The sequence below is a fragment of the Bradyrhizobium iriomotense genome, assembly GCF_018129405.1.
Taxonomy (GTDB): domain Bacteria; phylum Pseudomonadota; class Alphaproteobacteria; order Rhizobiales; family Xanthobacteraceae; genus Bradyrhizobium; species Bradyrhizobium iriomotense_B.
This window is the reverse complement of the sequence record NZ_JAFCLP010000001.1, coordinates 173752-190138: the sequence shown is the minus strand read 5'-3', so window position 1 is coordinate 190138 and position 16387 is coordinate 173752. Positions and strand designations below refer to the sequence as shown.

The following is a 16387-nucleotide window of genomic DNA, read 5'->3' as shown; positions in this document are numbered from 1 at the left end:
CAAAGGGTCAAGAAGGGTATCTTATCGGTCCAAACCATCATTCAGGAAGGGCCGGGATAGCCTGAATCGCATGTCACCGGGCCGGGCTGATGTCCGAGAAGGGTCATTTTCGACGGTTTCAGCGTAGATCGTCGGCCGGCCGATATCCGCTTCTACCTCGTAAGCGTCCAACCGGGGCCTGCCCGGAAGCGTTGCGTCTGGCCAGACCCGTGTGATTCAAGCTTCCAAACTGGGGGCTTGAATCGTGCGCCACGAACTCGCCGATGATGAATGGATTGCCATCAAGCCAACTGCGCCTCGATCTGCCGGGCCGCACGCAGCAGCGTGCGGTCCTGGCCGCGCCGAGCGATGATCTGGAGGCCGAAGGGAAGGCCGTTCGCATCCGCCCCGCACGGAATCGAGATCGCCGGCAGGCGGGCGTGATTGACGAACGGCGTGAACACGGCATGCGCACGTGGGCTTGCCGCGCGGCCGCCGATCGTGTCGGGCCCGAGTTGCGTGAACGGCCAGGCGACACAGGGGACGGTCGGCGTGAGCAACAGATCGACCTCGGTGAAGAACGCCGCGAAGGCGCTGGCGATCGCGGCGCTCGCGATCAGCGCGCCGGCAACATCGGTGCCTGACCAGGACAGCCCTCGCTCGATCTGCTTGGCGATATCAGGATCGAAGATAGTCGGATCCTTGCGGAAGGTGTCGCCATAGAGCGCGGCGAGGCCGGCATGCTGGAGCGGCATGATGGCCTCTTCGGTCGCGCCGGCCGGCCAGACGGGATCGCGCTGCGTGATGCCGAGGCCGGCGGCGGAGAGGCGCGCGATGGCGGACACCAGCCCGTTGGCGACGACATCATCGACGGCGACGTCGAGCCCGAGGCGTGGTGAGAAGGCGATGCGCAGGCCAGCAAGATCAGCGGCCTCACGCGCGATGCCGGCGGAATCCGGATCGCGCGGATCGGTTCCGGCCATGGTCTCGAACGCCAGCGCGATGTCGGCGACATCGGTTGCGATCGGTGCGATGACGGAAAGGCCGAAGAACGGCTCGGCGAAGCCGGGCCCATAGGGGATCGCGCCATAGGACGGCTTGAAGCCGGCGACGCCGACATGGGCCGGCGGCCTGCGGCTGGAGCCGCCGGCATCGGTGCCGATCGCGAGCGGCACGAGACCGGCGGCAACGGCCGCGGCCGGTCCGCCTGATGAGCCGCCGGGCGTCAGCCTGGGATCGAGCGGATGCCGCGTTGGGCCGAACAGCTGCGAGGTGGTGACACCCTTGCTGGCGAACTCGGATGTCGCGCCGATGCCGACGACGACTGCTCCGGCCTTGCGCAGCCGCTCGACCGCGATCGCGTCGCGCGGCGCGATGAAATCGCAAAACAGGCGCGAGCCCTGTGTCACGCGCCAGCCGCCGACCCAGATGTTGTCCTTGACGATGACGGGGACGCCGGCGAGCGGCATGGTCTCGCCGGCGCGCAGGCGAGCATCGACCGCGGCGGCATCGGCGAGCGTGCGTTCGGGATCGATCGTGACGACCGCGTTCAAGGCCTTGGCCGCCTCGATCCGCGCCAGCGCGGCCTTTGCGGTCTCGACGGCGCTCGTCCGTCCAGCCGCGACATCGGCCGCGATCTCGCGGGCACTACGTGCTGGCTTTGCCATGGCCTCCCCAGATCAGCGCCAATGTGCCACAGAGGGCGAGACACGCCAGGGCGAAGAAGGCCATGCCGAGGCTGGCCACGCCATCCAGGATCGACACCACGGCCGGCGCCGCCAGCAGGCCGGCATAAGACGCGGTCAGCACTGCGCCGGTGGTCTCGCCGATCCGGTCCTGCGGGGCGAGGCGGGCGATCTCGGCGATGAAGACGCCGTTCCAACCCGACGCCGTCAGGCCGAACAGCGCCGCGACGGCAAACTGCCAGGAGCGGCTGAGCGATCCGCCGTCGAGGCCAAGCAGCGCGGCACAGAAGGCCATGCCGATGCCGATGACGATGAGAACCATCCGCGAGGCATCGAGGCGCATGGCGACGTAGCCCCAGCCGAGCCGGCCGACGAGGCCGCCGGCCTGCGCGCAGGCGAGCGCCATGCCGGCCTCGATATGGCTGAGGCCGAGCTCACGCGTGCCGAGCGTGACGAAGACGGTGTTGAGCGACACCTGCATCGCGCTGAACGGCATCGAGGCCAGCGCCAGCATCGCGATGCGCCGGTCCGCCGTCATCAGCGCCAGCCGCGCGCGGAGGTCGAGCTTTGAGGGCGGGATGACCTTGCCGGCGTAGGCCGGCCGCAACCATTCGAACAGCGCGATCGCCAGCAGCGCGCAGAGGCCCACGGCCGCATAGCACCAGGCCGGCCCGAACGCGATGGCGATCGCGGGCAGGGCCAGCGAGCCGCAGACCGCGCCGATCTGGTTGCCGGTCTGGCGCACCGAGAAGACGAAGGCGCGCCGCTCGGCGGTGACTAGCCGCGACAGCAGCGCGGCGCTCGCGGGCGTCTCGGGCCCCATGGCAAGGCCGAGGCAGAGGCCCGCGGCCAGCAGGGCGGCGCTCGATCCGAGCGAGGCCAACGCCATGCCGACGACGATGGCCGCCGCGCACAGGCTCGCGATCCGTAGCGACCCGACCCGCGTGATGAAGCCGCCGCCCCAGAACGAGGCGGGGATGCCGACCGCGAACACCGCGCAGGAGAACATCGAGAGCTGCCAGACCTCGATATGGGCGCGGGGCGCGACCACGCCGGGTGCGAACAAGGCCAGCGCGACGAGGGCCTGAAGCGCGGTCATCGCCCCCAGGGCCGGCAGCAATGCCGGTGCTGGCCGACCGACCGTGTTTCCGTCTACCATGGCGGCGTGCTCACGGGAGGGACATTGTGGCAGGCGGCATATCCATTCACGCGGTCGATGTGGCGAGCGGGCGCCCGGCGCAGGGGCTGCGCGTCGAGATCTGGCGGATCGATCCGGATTCGCTGCGCATCGCCGACGGGCGGCTCGGTGCCAACGGCGTGCTCGATCATGCCGTTGCGCAAGGTGCCGGTGTGACGACAGGTGAGTATGAGGTGCTGTTTCATCTCGGCGAGTTCTTTGGCGAGCGCGACGGCTTCCTGACCGTGACGCCGTTCCGCTTCCGCATCAAGAACGTTGACGAGCATTTTCATCTGCCGCTGAAGTTCACGCGTTGGGGCTATTCGCTGTTCCGCGGTGCCTAAAGCATGATGCAGTTAGCTTCGATCGGCTGCCCAGGGGGCACCTCTCCCCAGCGGGGAGAGGTCGGATTGCGGAGCAATCCGGGTGAGGGGCCGCAGCATTCAGTGACATCGTAACCCCTCACCCGGATCGCATCTTTCGATGCGATCCGACCTCTCCCTACGGGAGAGGTGTTCGGAATTCTCGGCTCGTATCGATTCAATCAAATCGCATCGCGTTTTAGTTGGTCAGCCGCCGCGACAGGCCGGTGACGCGCTCCATGACCGCGACCAGGGCGACGGTGGCGATGATCAGCACGCCCGACAGTGCGGCGATGGTGACATCGAGCTTGCCCTCGAGGTCCTGCCACATCCGGATCGGCAGCATGTCGGTCGCGGCATCGCGCAGGAACAGCGACACCGGCACGTTGTCGAACGACGACATGAAGGCGATGAAGGCGCCCGCGATGATGCCCGGCCGGATCAGTGGCAGCACGATCCTGCGGAATGTGTAGAGGCGGCTCGCGCCCAGCACCGCCGAGCTTTCGAGCAGGGTCGGCTCGAGCTGGGCGAGGGCTGCGACCGTGTTGCGCACGACATAGGGCACGCAGACCACGGTGTGGCCGATCACCAGCGTCAGCGGCGATACCGGCAGGCCGACCAGCGAGAACAGCATCAGGGCGGCGAGGCCGAAGGCGAGCGCCGGCAATACCAGCGGCGACATGAAGAGGGAATCGAGCAGCCGCGCCGATAAGGCCTGCGACCGCGAGATCGCGAGCGCTGCGGCGACGCCGAGGGCGACGGACAGGCCGGTCGCCCACAGCGCCACGATCAGGCTGTTCTTGGCCGCGAAATGCAGCTGCCAGGCATTCCACAGCTCGGCGTACCAGCGCAGCGAATAGCCCGGCGGCGGGAAGCGCAGCGAGAAGCCGCTGGTGAAGGAGACGATCAGCACCACCAGCGACGGCGCGATGATGATGACAAGCGCGATCACCGCGATCACGGTCATGACGAGCTCGAAGCTGATCGCCTCTAGAGTGCGCTTGCGGCCGCTCATCATGCGCCTCCATAGCCGCGCGACATGCGGCCGAGCGTGGTGAAGACCGAGACGACCGCGAGCACGGCGAGCAGGAAGATGATCGAGATCGCGGATGCAAACGGCCAGTTCTGCAGCGTCGAGGCCTGCTGGTAGAGATACATCGGCATGAACAGCATCTGCCCACCGCCGATCAGCGACTGGGTGATGAAGGCGGTGATCGCGGCGGCATAGGTCAGCGTGCAGCCGGCGATCACGCCTGGCAGCGACAGCGGCAGCACGATCCGGAAGAAGGTGCGCCAGCTTCCGGCGCCGAGCGAGCAGGAGGCATCGTCGAGATTGGGATCGATGCGGCCGAGCGCGGTGATCAGCGGCAATGTCATCAGCGGCATCTGCACCTGCGCCAGCGCGATCACCACGCCGAACTGGGTGTAAAGCAGTTTCAGCGGGGTATCGATGATGCCGAGCGATTGCAGTGTCGCGTTGATGATGCCCTGGCGTCCGAGGATGACGATCCAGGCGAAGGTGCGCACCACGACGCTGGTCAGAAGCGGCAGCAGCACGATCAGGATGATGATGGTCTGAAGCTTTGGCCCGACCCGCTGATAGAGCCAGGCGATGGGAAAGCCGAGCACGAGACAGACGGCCGTCACCTCGGCGCCCAGCAGAAGCGTCGAGCCGAGCACGCCGAGGCTGAAGGGATCGGTGAGGAAGTGCAGGTACTGGCCGAGCCCCCAATGGAGCCCGGCCGTGTCATTGTGCAGCGAGAGCCAGAGCAATTGCAGCAGCGGCGCCACGAAGAACAGCAGGAAGAACAACGCCAGCGGCGCTGCCAATCCCATTCCGTAGGACGTGACGTCCCGTGATGCCGGTGCTGCGCCCATGACTTAAGCCTTCAAGGTCTCAGATCTTGATCTCGCGGTTGAAGCGCTCGATCCAGGCCGAGCGCTGCTCGTTGATCTTCTTCCAGTCCTGGAACACGAATTTCTTCTTCAGCTCGGCCGTGTCCTTGGCCAGCACGCGCGCGATCTCGCCGCCCATCGTCACCTTGGAATTGGTCGGCACGATCAGATAGGGCGGGTTCATCAGCGTGGTCTGCACCTCCGGCGTCAGCGCCGCCTCGATCAGCTTGAAGGCAAGTTCGCGGTTCGGCGAGTTCTTGACGATGTGGATCGTGGTCTTGAAGGCGATGGCGCCTTCCTTCGGCGCCACGAACTCGACCGGCACGCCGCGCGCTTTCAGGATCTGGATGGCGTTGAAATTGCCCGGCGAGATGTCGATCTGGCCCTGCTGGAACAGGGTCGCGAGCGCGCCGGGATTGGCGGCGACCGCGGCGAGATTGGGCTTGAGCTCCTCAAGCGCCTTGAAGCCGGGATCGACATTGGCCTCCGAGCCGCCGCGCATCTTGGCGATCTCGACCAGCCAGCCGGTACCGAGCGTCGAGTTGAGATTGGTGATGCCGACGCGGCCCTTGAACTCCGGCTTCCAGAGATCGGCCCAGGAGGTCGGCGGTGTCTTGACGGCTTCCGGATTGTAGGTGAGTCCGACGACCTGGAAGAACGGGGCAGGACCCATTGGCTCCTGCGCCTCGGCGATCAGGTCCTTGTAATAGGCGCTCTTCTCGACGGGATAGGGCTCGACCAGGTCCTGGCCGATGGCGACGAGGGCGGGACCGGGATCGTGCAGCATGACGTCGATCGGCGGATTGGCCTTGGCGGCATTCACCTTCGCGATCTGGTCGACCGAGAGCATGGGGTCGAGCACCATCGCGGCGTCCGCGTTGGCCTTCCGGAACGCCGGCACCAGCACGGCCTTGTGCGCTTCCTCCCAGCTTCCGGTGAAGGTCGCAAACACCAGCGGGCGGGCCTGGGCGTAGCTCAGGCCTGGAAACGCTTTCATGGCCCCGAGTGTGAGCGCCGTGGTCAGCAGGCTTCTGCGGTTCATGATCATGTCGAACTCCCCTCTGGACTGGATCTAAAGCGTTGCGGGAAAGGCGTTGGCGAGCGACGGGGCGAGCGGCGCGAGACGCACGGCTGCGCCGTTCTCCAGCGCGCGCGTCTCGCCGATGCGTGCCTGCGAGACCTTGACGCCGGAGCCATCGGCGGTGGTGACCTCGTGGACGACGGTGGCTCCCAGCGGCAGCGACATGCCGACGACGCCGGCAAAGCCGGTCTCGTCGCCGACGAATTGCAGGTGCTCGGGACGGATGCAGACCGTGACGCGGCCGCCTTCGCTGAGCGTACCGCCCGCGGGACGTGCGATGATCTCGGCGCCGGCATCGAGGCGCACCTTTGCCGCCGTGCGATCCGCCGAAACCACGACACCGGACATGCGGTTGGTGGAGCCGACGAAAGTGTTGACGAACAGCGTCTGCGGGCGGTCGTAGACGTCGGACGGCGAGCCGAACTGCTCGAGCTTGCCATGGCTCAGCACGGCGACACGATCGGCCATCGACAGCGCTTCTTCCTGGTCGTGCGTCACGATCAGCGTGGTGATGCCGGAGACGCGCTGCAGCCGCTTGACCTCGATCTGCATGTCCAGCCGCAAATTCTTGTCGAGCGCGGCGAAGGGCTCGTCGAGCAGCAGGATCGACGGCTTGATCGCCAGCGCGCGGGCGAGCGCCACGCGCTGCTGCTGGCCGCCGGAAAGCTGCCGCGGCAGCCGTTCGGCCATGGTCGGCAGCTGCACCAGCTCCAGGAGGCGCTGCGCCTCGCGCTGGCGCGCGGCCTTGTCGATGCCGCGGGCGGCGAGGCCGTAGGCGACGTTCTCGCTGATCGAAAGATGCGGAAACAGCGCGTAGTTCTGGAACACGATGCCGACAGCGCGCTTGTTCGGCGGCAGCGCATCGACGATGTCGTCGCCGATGATGATCCGCCCTTGCGTCTGCGCGATGAAGCCGGCGATGATGCGCAACAGTGTTGTCTTGCCGCAGCCGGACGGGCCGAGCAGAGCGATGATCTCGCCGCCCTTGATGTCGAGATTGATGTTCTCGACCGCAAGCGCGCCACTCGGATACCGGTGGGTGACCGCGTCGACGACGAGCGATCGGCCGCCTTGCGTTTCAGCCATGGTATTGCCTCCCGTTGCCCCAGAGGAGAAAGCAAGTCTCGTGCCCGCGCCTGTCGCTTTTCGGTGCGTGCTCAGGCATGGTGGCCCGATGACATCGGATCGATCGATATGCGACCTCACGGCTATGGGGCTTGCGCGCGCCATTGCGCGGGGCGAAGTATCCTCCCGTGAGGCCGTTGAAGCGCATCTGGCGCGGATTGCAGACCACGACACCCAATTGGCGGCATTCGTCACGGTCGATGCGGACGGCGCCCGCCGCGCCGCGCAGATTTGCGATGCGGCCTCTGCGCCGATCGGCCCGCTGCATGGCGTGCCCATTGGGATCAAGGATCTCACCGACACTGCGGGACTTGCGACGACTTACGGCTCGGTGCTGTTCCGCGATCATGTCCCGCACGAGGATGATCTCGTCGTGGCGCGGCTGCGGCGCGCCGGCGCGATCATTCTCGGCAAGACCAACACGCCGGAGTTCGGCTTCGGTGCGGTCTGCACCAACAGATTGCGTGGGCCGACCCGCAACCCGTTCGATCGCGCGCTGACCTCCGGCGGATCGTCCGGCGGCTCTGCCGTCGCGGTCGCGGCCGGCATGGTGCCCCTGGCGCACGGCACCGATTTCGGCGGCTCGGTGCGCACACCCGCGAGCTTCTGCGATGTCGCTTCGATCCGGCCGACGCCCGGCCGCATTCCATCGCCGCGCCGGCCGCTCGGCTGGGACATGCTGGCGACGCACGGCTTTCTCGCTCGCGGTGTCGATGATCTCGAACTCGCGTTGTCGGTTTGCGCCGGAGGCGAGGCGAACGATCCGCTCTCGCTCGGCAGCGCCGGTGATGACCGATCCATCGCCGAACGTCCCCGGATTGCTGTCACGCCCGATTTCGGCGTGGCGCCGGTTGCGCGCGAGGTTCGTGCGCGATTCGGTGCGGCTTACGAGGCGCTCGCGCGCGTTGCCGATGTCGTGCCGTCCTCGCCCGATTGCGGCGGAGCGATCGAAACTTTTCGCACGCTGCGCGCCGCGCACATCGCGAGCAGCTATGGCGAGCTGCTGCGGACGCGCCGCGCCGAGCTCACCCCGACAGTGATCTGGAATATCGAGGCCGGCGCCAACCTCTCCGCACAGGACTATTTGAACGCCGAACGGCGCCGCACCGCCATCTACCGCAGCTTTCGCGAGCTGTTCAGCCGTGCCGATTTCCTGGTCGCGCCGGCTGCATCGGTGTTCCCCTGGCCGAACGAGATCAGCGACGTCACCGCCATCGATGAGGCCGCGCTGGAGACGCCGATCGATTATCTCGCCGTCACCTTCATCGTGTCGCTGGTCGGTTTTCCGGTCCTGACTTTGCCGGTGCCGCGAGGGGAGAATGAGCTGCCCTTCGGCATCCAGATCATCGCGCCGCCGGGGTGCGAATCCCGCTTGTTTGCCTTCGGCCGCATCCTCGAGAACGAACTGGGGTTTTCGCATCGCCGGCCGCAGCTCCCCTAGCTGTCGCGATGCTCGAGCCGGGCGGCAAGCGCCTCGGCAAGACCGGTGGTCGGTTTCGCAGCGGGCCGGCGGAACGTGCCTGCCGTTGCCTTGCGCAGGCGCAGGGCATGAAGCGCCTCGGCTTGCTTCACCGAAGCTATGACCTGATCGACCACGGGGACGGGGATCCGGTCGGCAACACGCTCGGCAAGGCCGGAGAGCGGGGCGCCGGCAAAAATCAGCACATCGGCCTCGTCCTCGACGATGGCGCGCTGCGCGAGCTCGACCAGCACGTCCTCCTTCTCGGTGCCGACCTCGGAGATCGCCTGAAACGGCGTATCGAGCATGCGGATGCCGGCGCAGCGCTCCCACAGTCCATGGGCGCGGACGCACTCCTCGTACCAGGGGCCCAAGGCTTGAGCGAAGGTGACGATGGCAAAGCGGCGTCCAGCCATGCAGGCGGTCAGCATCGCGGCTTCCGCCATGCCGACCACGGGAATGTCGAAGGTCTCGCGCGCGGCGAACAGGCCGGGATCGCCGAAGGCCGCGATGATCGCGGCGTCGACCTTTTTGTGCTGCTCGGCCAGCATCTCCAGGGCGATGGCGCCGCCGATCTGCGCCTCGGTGCGCGTCGCGATATAGGGCACGCCGCGGGTCGCAGTGCAGGGGATCAACTCGGTGCCTGATGAGGCCGCGCGCCGCCCGACACCCAGCATCAGCTGCGTGACCTCTTTGCTGGTGTTCGGGTTGAGCAGCAGCAGCTTCATGATTACGCCGCCGTCCGCTTGGCTTGAGAGGTGGCGAGGACTTCGAGCAGCGCCGTGCCGGTGCGCGCGACATGGGCGCCGAGCAGGCGGCCGGCCGCTTCGCCGTTGCGCGCTTCGAGGGCAGCCAGAATATCGGCGTGCTCGTCGACCGAATTGCTCCAGCGCTTGTCTGCGCCGAGCGCGAGATAGCGCGCGCGTTCGGCGCGGGAGATCAGCGTCTCGTGGGCCTCGCGCAGCGGTGTGTTGCGGGCCATGCGGACGATGGTGTTGTGGATCTCGCCGTTGATGGCGAAATAATCGTCGAGCTTGCCGTTGCGGTGATGACCTTCCATCCGGGTCTGAAGCGTGCGCAGGCGCGCGAGATCGCGCTCGGTGGCGCGCTCTGCGGCAAGCTCTGCGGCGAGCCGCTCGATGCCGGCGAGGGCCTCGAACAGCTCAGAGATGCCCTCGACCGCGATATCGGCAATGCGCGGGCTGCGGTTGGGGCGAAGCTCGATCAACCCTTCCGCCGCGAGCACCTTCATCGCTTCGCGCAAGGGGGTGCGCGACACGCCGAGCTCCTTCGACAGTTTTGTTTCCTGGGTCTGCGATCCCGGCGGCAGCTCGCCGCGAATGATCATCGTCCGCATCCGCGCAGCCGCACGCTCATGCAGGCCCATCCGCTTGAGTTTGGGCGACTTTCGTCCCTTCGGCGCTTCCGATTTTGGCTGCACGCGTGCCTCACTTCTGACCTTGATCTTAGCCGTTTCCGGCCCTTTGGCCTGCCCAAAATACCGACGTATCTCGCTGAAAACAATGGCATAGCGATCAAATTGTATGCAGCATGCAAAAACCGGATTGCGCTGCGCTGAAGGGCGGCGGATGATCGTGTCCGACGCGCGAGATCCTGCGCCTTCGAAACGGAGTAAGCGATGCGGACGAGTTTGCGACTGGGCCTCGTGGTGATGGCGGCGGTGCTTGGCGGAAGCGGGATCGCCTCGGCGCAAGTCCCGAAGATCAAGCTCGGCTACGCCAAATGCGCGCACTGCCTGCCGATGTCGCTGGTCCCCGGGTTGGCCAAGAACGTCGAGGTCGAGGCCACCGGCTTCAACTCGGGCAATGACGTGCTCACTGCGCTGGTGTCGAAGAGCATCGACGTCGCGCAGGTCACCTATCTCCACTACATCACCGCGCTCGACAAAGGTTTTGACGTCGTCGCCGTGTCCGGACAGATCAACGGCGGGTCGGAATGTCTCTCCTCCGCGAAGCTGAGCCTTCCCCCTGAGGACTGGGCCACATTCAAGACGACCGTTGCGAAGGCGAAGAGCGACGGTCAGCCGCTCAAGGTCGCGGCGTCTCGCGGCAATGCGCAGGACATCCACATGCGCGGCGCGTTCCTCAAGCAGGGTGTCGACCCCAACAAGGACATCCAGTTCATCAACATTCCCAATCCATCCGACCATCTCGCAGCGCTGCAGCGCGGCGAGGTCGACATGATCTGCTCGGTCGAGCCGTTTGCCTCGCAGATCCGCCTCGCCGGCGCCGGCAAGCATTTTGTGCTGCCGTATGAGCAGGCCGCGGGCAATCTGACCAATCTGATCGTCACGCGTTCCGACGTGATCGCGAGCCAGCGCGCCGGCGTCCAGGGCGTCGTCAGCGCCGTGGTCGAGCTCGACAACAAGCTGATCGCCGACAAGGGCCCGTGGATCGAGGTCATCAACAAGCTCACCGGCCTCGACAAGACGGTCGCGACCGAGGCGCTGAAGAATGCCTCGCCGGATCCTGCGATCCACCGGTCGCAGACGCTGGCGATCGCCGCGATGATGCGCGACCTCAAATACATCTCGAAGGACGTCTCCGCGGAAGCGGAGAAGAACATGGACTATTCGTTCCTGGAGCAGGCCACCGGAAAGGCCAAGAATGACCTCGGTTACTGACGTCTCGCCCGCAAGGGGTGCGTTTCGGCTGACGCGGGCGTTCCACGGGCTCGAACGCCTCGTCGTGCCCGCGCTGCTGATCGCGGGCTGGGAGGCCTTTGCCCGCAGCGGCATGCTTCCACCCGCGCTGCTTCCGGCGCCGAGCGCGGTGCTGCATGCGCTCGGCGACTGGGTGTTCGGCTTCGACGAGACCACGCAGACCTATTCCGGGCACTGGCTGCGCGACGCGCTCGCCAGCGCGCTTCGCGTCTTCGGCGGCTTTGCGCTGGCAAGCCTGCTCGGCATCCTCGCGGGGGTCGCGATCGGCTGGTCGCGCCTGTTCGAGAAGACGCTGGAGCCGACGCTGCAGATGCTGCGGCCGATCCCGCCGGTGTCCTGGATTCCGCTCGCGATCATCTGGTTCGGCATCGCCGACAAGCCGGCGATTTTCCTCGTCTTCCTCGGCGCCTTCTTTCCCGTGCTGATGAACAGCATTCACGGCGTGAAAACCGTGGACCACAATCTCGTCCGCGCCGGCGCGATGATGGGGGCGAACGGCCGGCAGATGCTGACCGACATCGTGCTGCCGGCGGCGCTGCCCTCGATCTTCGCAGGGCTTCGCATCGCGGTCGGATCGGCCTGGATGCTGACGGTCACGGCCGAGATGGTCGCGGTGAAGAGCGGCCTCGGTTACGTCTTGTGGGATTCCTACTACTTCCTGCGCTACGACATCGTGCTGGCGGCGATGATCTCGATCGGGCTGCTCGGTTATCTCTCCGACCTCGGCCTCAAGGCGATCATGGCGCGCACGCTGCGCTGGCAGCAGACGACCACCGTGCAGGGCAGGGCGGGCTGATGGCGGCAATCGAGCTTCGCAACATCGTCAAGGTGTTCTCCGACAAGCGGCGCGGGCGTGACCTCCTGACGCTGGACAACATCAACCTCGACATCGAGGCCAACGACTTCGTCTGCCTGCTCGGCCCGTCCGGCTGCGGCAAGTCGACACTCCTGAACATCATCGCCGGCTTCGAGCAGGCAACCTCCGGCCGCACGCTGGTCGACGGCAAGCAGGTGGAGCGGCCCGGCTCGGACCGCGGCGTCGTGTTCCAGCAGCCGACGCTGATGCCGTGGCTGACGGCGATCGACAACATCGCCTTCCATCTCAAGCTCAAGGGCGTGGCGAAGGCCGAGCGCTACGACAAGGCGATGGAGTTCATCGATCTCGTCGGCCTGCGCGGTTTCGAGCATCACCATCCCTCCGAGATGTCCGGCGGCATGAACCAGCGCGTCGGGATCGCCCGCGCGCTGCTGATGAACCCGAGCGTGATCCTGATGGACGAGCCGTTCGCGGCGCTGGACGCCCAGACCAAGCTCGAAATGCAGGAGGAGCTGGTCGCGATCTGGCAGAAACGCCGCTGCACGATCGTGTTCGTCACTCACAGCGTCGACGAGGCGCTGGTGCTCGGCAACAAGATCGTGGTGATGACGAGGCGGCCGGGACGGATCCGCGAGGCCGTCAATTTCGACCTGCCGCGCCCGCGCGACATCACCAGCCCGGAGTTCAACGATGCCAAGCGTCACATCCTGGCTTTGATCCGGGAGGAGTCGACGCGCCTTGCGCAGGCGTCGTAAGGTATCGCCATGCGCAAGCGTCTCGGCATGATCACGCCGTCCTCCAACTCGGTGCTCGAGCCCGTCACCAGCGCGATGCTGGCCGGAGCCGGCGTCACCGCGCATTTCTCGCGCTTCCGCGTCACCGAGATCGCGCTCGACGCCGCCGCCTTGAGCCAGTTCGATGCATCAGCGATGCTTCCGGCCGCGGATCTGCTGGCCGATGCCAAGGTCGACGCGATCGCCTGGAATGGCACCTCGGCAAGCTGGCTCGGCATCAGTCGCGACCGGAGCCTGTGCGAGGCGATCACGGCGCGCACCGGCGTGCCGGCGACGACGTCCACGCTCGCTTGCATCGATGCCGCCAGCGCGCTCGGCGCCAAGCGTGTCGGCCTGGTCTCGCCCTATACGGACGATGTGCAGCGGCGCATCGCCGACGTCTGGGCCGAGGAGGGCGTTGCCCCGCACGCCGAGCGGCACCTCGGCTTGCGCGACAATTTCTCCTTCGGCGAGGTCGCGCCTGCGACGATTGCGGACATGATCCGCGATGTGGCAGCGGAGGGCGCGGACGCCGTCGTGATCCTCTGCACCAATCTCGATGGTGCGGCGCTTGCGGCCACGCTCGAACGCGAATTGGACATCGCCGTGCTCGATTCGGTCGCGGTCACGCTGTGGCGATCCCTGGGCCTTGCCGGCGGCGACATCAGGGCCCTTGCGCAATGGGGCCGGATCTTCCAGACATCAGCGGTCATCAAGTGACGGAGACATCAGTGACGCAGCTCGATCTTGCCATTCGCGGCGGCACCATCGTGACGGCCAGCGACGAGTTTCGCGCCGATATCGGCATTCGCGACGGCCGCATCGTCAGCATCGCCGAGCGCATCGAGGGCGCGGCGCGCGAGATCGACGCGACGGGCCTGCTGGCGCTGCCGGGCGGGATCGACAGCCACGTCCACATCTCGCAAGCCTCTGGCCCCGACGTCGTGATGGCCGACGACTTCGCCTCGGCGACGCGCGCGGCGGCTGCCGGCGGCAACACCATGGTGCTGCCCTTCGCGCTGCAGGAGAAGGGCACGTCCCTGCGGACCTGCGTCGAGAACTACCGCAAGCTCGCCGAGGGCGAGTGCTATATCGACGCTGCGTTCCACCTCATCATCTCCGATCCGACCGCGGTCGTGCTCGGGCAGGAGCTGCCGGCCCTCGTCAAGGACGGTTACACCTCGTTCAAGGTGTTCATGACCTACGACGACCTCGTGCTGAGCGACAAGCAGCTGCTCGAGGTGTTCGAAGTCGCGCGCCGCGAGGAAGCACTGGTGATGGTCCATTGCGAGGGCTACGACGCCATTCGCTTCCTCACCAGCAAGCTGGAGCGCGAGGGCCATATCGCGCCCTATTATCACGGCACCTCGCGGCCGCAGGCCGTCGAGCGCGAGGCCACGCATCGCGCCATCAGCCATGCCGAGGTGATCGGCGTTCCCATCATGATCGTGCACGTCTCCGGCCGCGAGGCGATGGAGCAGGTGCGCTGGGCCCAGCAGCGCGGCCTGCCTGTTCATGCCGAGACCTGCCCGCAATACATCACGCTGACGGCCGACGACATGAAGGGCCTGAACATGGACATCACGGGCGCGAAGTATGTCTGTTCGCCGCCGCCGCGCGATGCCGAGAGCCAGCAGGCGATCTGGGAAGGTATCACGACGGGCGTGTTCCAGACTTTCTCGTCCGATCACTGCCCGTTCCGCTACGACGATCCCAAGGGCAAGCTGACGCCGAACGCCCGCACCTCGTTTCGCTGGGTGCCGAACGGCATTCCCGGCGTCGAGACGCGGCTGCCGATCCTGTTCTCCGAAGGCGTCTCGAAGGGGCGCATCAGCTTACAAAAGTTCGTCGAGCTGACCGCGACCAACCACGCCCGCATCTACGGCCTCTATCCGCGCAAGGGCTCGATCGGCGTCGGCTTCGATGCCGATGTCGTGCTGTGGGATCCGAAGCTGAAGAAGAAGATTCAGCAGGCCGATCTGCACCACGGCGCGGACTACACGCCCTGGGAAGGCTTTGATGTCAACGGCTGGCCCGTCACTACGATCGCGCGCGGCCGCGTCGTCTACGAACGCGGCAAGATCGTCGGCGACAAGGGCGCGGGCGAGGTGCTGAGCCGCGGCAAGTCGAGCCTGGTGTGATAGGTCACATCAGCGCGATGTGACTGACTACATCGGCTCGATGCCGATCTTCTTGATGATCCCGGCCCATTTCGTGGTCTCCGTGGTCATGTAATCCGTCAGGCCTTTGGGGTCCATCACCAGCGGCTCGGCGCCCTGCTCGACGAAGAGGGCGCGCACCTTCGGATCATTCACGGCCTCGACCATCGCCTTGTAGAGCTTTTCGATGACGGCCTTGTCGGTATTTGCCGGCGCAAGCAGCGCGAGCCAGGCCGCGCTCTCGTAGTTCTTCAGGCCGGCCTCGGCCGCGGTCGGCACATCCGGCAGCGCCGTCATGCGCTTGTCGCTGGCCACCGCGAGTGGGCGCGCATCGCCGCTTCTGATCAGGCCGAGGACGTTCGGCAACAGCTGGAAGCCGAGCGGCACCTGGCCTGCGATGAAATCCGGCGTGTAGGCGGCGATGTTGCGGTAGGGAACGTGCGTGAGCTCGGTGCCCGTGAGTTGCTCGAAATAGGCGGCCGACAAATGCTGCGAGGAGCCGACGCCGACCGTGCCGTAGTTCAGCTCGCGCGGATGCCCCTTGGCGTAATCGATCAGCTCGGCCAGCGATTTCGGCGGCAGCTTCGAATTGATGACGATGACATTGGGCAGCGTCGCGAACAGGCCGATCGGGGCGAGATCCCTGAGCGGATCGTAAGGAAGCTCCTTGTAGAGCGATTTGTTCGCAGCCAGTGGGCCGGAGGTGCTCATCAGCAGCGTGTAGCCGTCGGGAGCCGCATGCGCCGCGGCCGCGGTGCCGATATTGCCGCCGGCGCCGGGACGGTTGTCGACGACGAAGGCCTGCCCGAGTGAGGTGGACATGCGGTTGAGCAGGATGCGTGTGATGACATCGCTGGCGCTGCCGCCGGCAAAGGGCACGAGCACCTGGACTGGCCGGGCGGGATAGTTCTGTGCGTGTGCAGGACGCAGACCTGCGGCGGCGAGCGCCGCGCCTGCGCCGAACGACAGCAACGTCCGGCGATCGGGTTGGAAGCTCTCGCTTTGCTGCTGAACGATGTCCGTGATCTTGCTGCGACCGAACCGTGCCATCTCGGACTGAATCTCCCGACTGTCTCTTTATGCGAGCCCTGGGATCGTCCGGGACGGGAGTCGGGATGAAGCCAGGCCGCGTTTTCTGCGCCTGGAACGTAGCTAGCCGGCCGCCGCGGCCGTCATGCCTGCTCGTCTCAA

Annotated in this window: 16 protein-coding genes; 7 read left to right on the top strand and 9 right to left on the bottom strand. The window is 66.4% G+C overall.

Going from position 1 to position 16387, the window contains the following annotated elements; genetic code table 11:
• Positions 1–281 precede the first annotated feature (281 nt).
• The gene (locus JQ592_RS00755; protein ID WP_211401021.1) at positions 282–1646 is read right to left on the bottom strand and encodes an amidase; all 1365 of its coding nucleotides are present in this window, start codon (positions 1644–1646) and stop codon (positions 282–284) included.
• Entirely contained in the window at positions 1627–2823 is a 1197-nt protein-coding gene (locus JQ592_RS00750) for an MFS transporter (RefSeq protein ID WP_211401020.1), read from the bottom strand. Before JQ592_RS00750 ends, JQ592_RS00755 begins: the two co-directional genes overlap by 20 nt.
• A gap of 26 nt (positions 2824–2849) precedes the next feature.
• On the opposite strand from JQ592_RS00750, the gene JQ592_RS00745 reads away from it, so the two are divergent.
• Entirely contained in the window at positions 2850–3185 is a 336-nt protein-coding gene (locus JQ592_RS00745; RefSeq protein ID WP_211401019.1) for a hydroxyisourate hydrolase, read from the top strand.
• 217 nt (positions 3186–3402) lie between these two features.
• Here JQ592_RS00745 and JQ592_RS00740 read toward each other — a convergent pair whose 3' ends face one another.
• The 4 genes from JQ592_RS00740 to JQ592_RS00725 are packed head-to-tail and all read right to left on the bottom strand — an operon-like array spanning position 3403 to position 7266.
• Positions 3403–4218, bottom strand: a complete 816-nt coding sequence (locus tag JQ592_RS00740; RefSeq protein WP_211401018.1) for an ABC transporter permease — start codon at positions 4216–4218, stop codon at positions 3403–3405.
• Positions 4218–5081 (bottom strand): ABC transporter permease, encoded by an 864-nt coding sequence (locus JQ592_RS00735; RefSeq protein ID WP_211401017.1) that lies wholly within the window; start codon positions 5079–5081, stop codon positions 4218–4220. The genes JQ592_RS00740 and JQ592_RS00735 overlap by 1 nt, the downstream gene beginning before the upstream one ends.
• Before the next feature lie 19 nt (positions 5082–5100).
• On the bottom strand, positions 5101–6147 hold the full coding sequence (locus JQ592_RS00730) for an ABC transporter substrate-binding protein (RefSeq protein WP_211401016.1): 1047 nt from the start codon (positions 6145–6147) through the stop codon (positions 5101–5103).
• Positions 6148–6171: 24 nt separating this feature from the next.
• Positions 6172–7266 carry an ABC transporter ATP-binding protein gene (locus JQ592_RS00725; protein WP_211401015.1) on the bottom strand — a complete coding sequence of 365 codons (1095 nt, stop codon included), beginning with the start codon at positions 7264–7266 and terminating at the stop codon, positions 6172–6174.
• A gap of 88 nt (positions 7267–7354) precedes the next feature.
• Between JQ592_RS00725 and JQ592_RS00720 the strand changes: the two genes are divergently transcribed.
• Positions 7355–8746, top strand: a complete 1392-nt coding sequence (locus JQ592_RS00720) for an amidase (RefSeq protein WP_211401014.1) — start codon at positions 7355–7357, stop codon at positions 8744–8746.
• Here the strand turns inward: JQ592_RS00720 and JQ592_RS00715 are convergent.
• The gene (locus JQ592_RS00715) at positions 8743–9492 is read right to left on the bottom strand and encodes an aspartate/glutamate racemase family protein (protein ID WP_211401013.1); all 750 of its coding nucleotides are present in this window, start codon (positions 9490–9492) and stop codon (positions 8743–8745) included. The two genes, JQ592_RS00720 and JQ592_RS00715, sit on opposite strands and share 4 nt — an antisense overlap.
• 2 nt (positions 9493–9494) lie before the next feature.
• Entirely contained in the window at positions 9495–10205 is a 711-nt protein-coding gene (locus JQ592_RS00710) for a GntR family transcriptional regulator (RefSeq protein ID WP_211401012.1), read from the bottom strand.
• A gap of 198 nt (positions 10206–10403) precedes the next feature.
• On the opposite strand from JQ592_RS00710, the gene JQ592_RS00705 reads away from it, so the two are divergent.
• From JQ592_RS00705 to hydA, 5 genes are read left to right on the top strand one after another with little or no spacing between them, the layout of a single operon-like run.
• Positions 10404–11408: an ABC transporter substrate-binding protein gene (locus JQ592_RS00705; RefSeq protein ID WP_211401011.1), complete on the top strand. Its 1005-nt coding sequence runs from the start codon at positions 10404–10406 to the stop codon at positions 11406–11408.
• Positions 11392–12243, top strand: coding sequence for an ABC transporter permease (locus JQ592_RS00700; protein WP_211401010.1), 852 nt, complete (start codon positions 11392–11394; stop codon positions 12241–12243). Before JQ592_RS00705 ends, JQ592_RS00700 begins: the two co-directional genes overlap by 17 nt.
• Entirely contained in the window at positions 12243–13019 is a 777-nt protein-coding gene (locus tag JQ592_RS00695) for an ABC transporter ATP-binding protein (protein ID WP_211401009.1), read from the top strand. The genes JQ592_RS00700 and JQ592_RS00695 overlap by 1 nt, the downstream gene beginning before the upstream one ends.
• A gap of 9 nt (positions 13020–13028) precedes the next feature.
• Entirely contained in the window at positions 13029–13757 is a 729-nt protein-coding gene (locus tag JQ592_RS00690) for a maleate cis-trans isomerase family protein (protein ID WP_211401008.1), read from the top strand.
• Complete coding sequence (gene hydA / locus JQ592_RS00685; protein ID WP_211401007.1) at positions 13718–15178, top strand: dihydropyrimidinase; 1461 nt, start codon at positions 13718–13720, stop codon at positions 15176–15178. Before JQ592_RS00690 ends, hydA begins: the two co-directional genes overlap by 40 nt.
• 27 nt (positions 15179–15205) lie before the next feature.
• Here the strand turns inward: hydA and JQ592_RS00680 are convergent, their stop codons facing one another.
• Positions 15206–16246 carry a Bug family tripartite tricarboxylate transporter substrate binding protein gene (locus JQ592_RS00680; RefSeq protein WP_211401006.1) on the bottom strand — a complete coding sequence of 347 codons (1041 nt, stop codon included), beginning with the start codon at positions 16244–16246 and terminating at the stop codon, positions 15206–15208.
• Between the last annotated feature and the right edge of the window lie 141 nt (positions 16247–16387).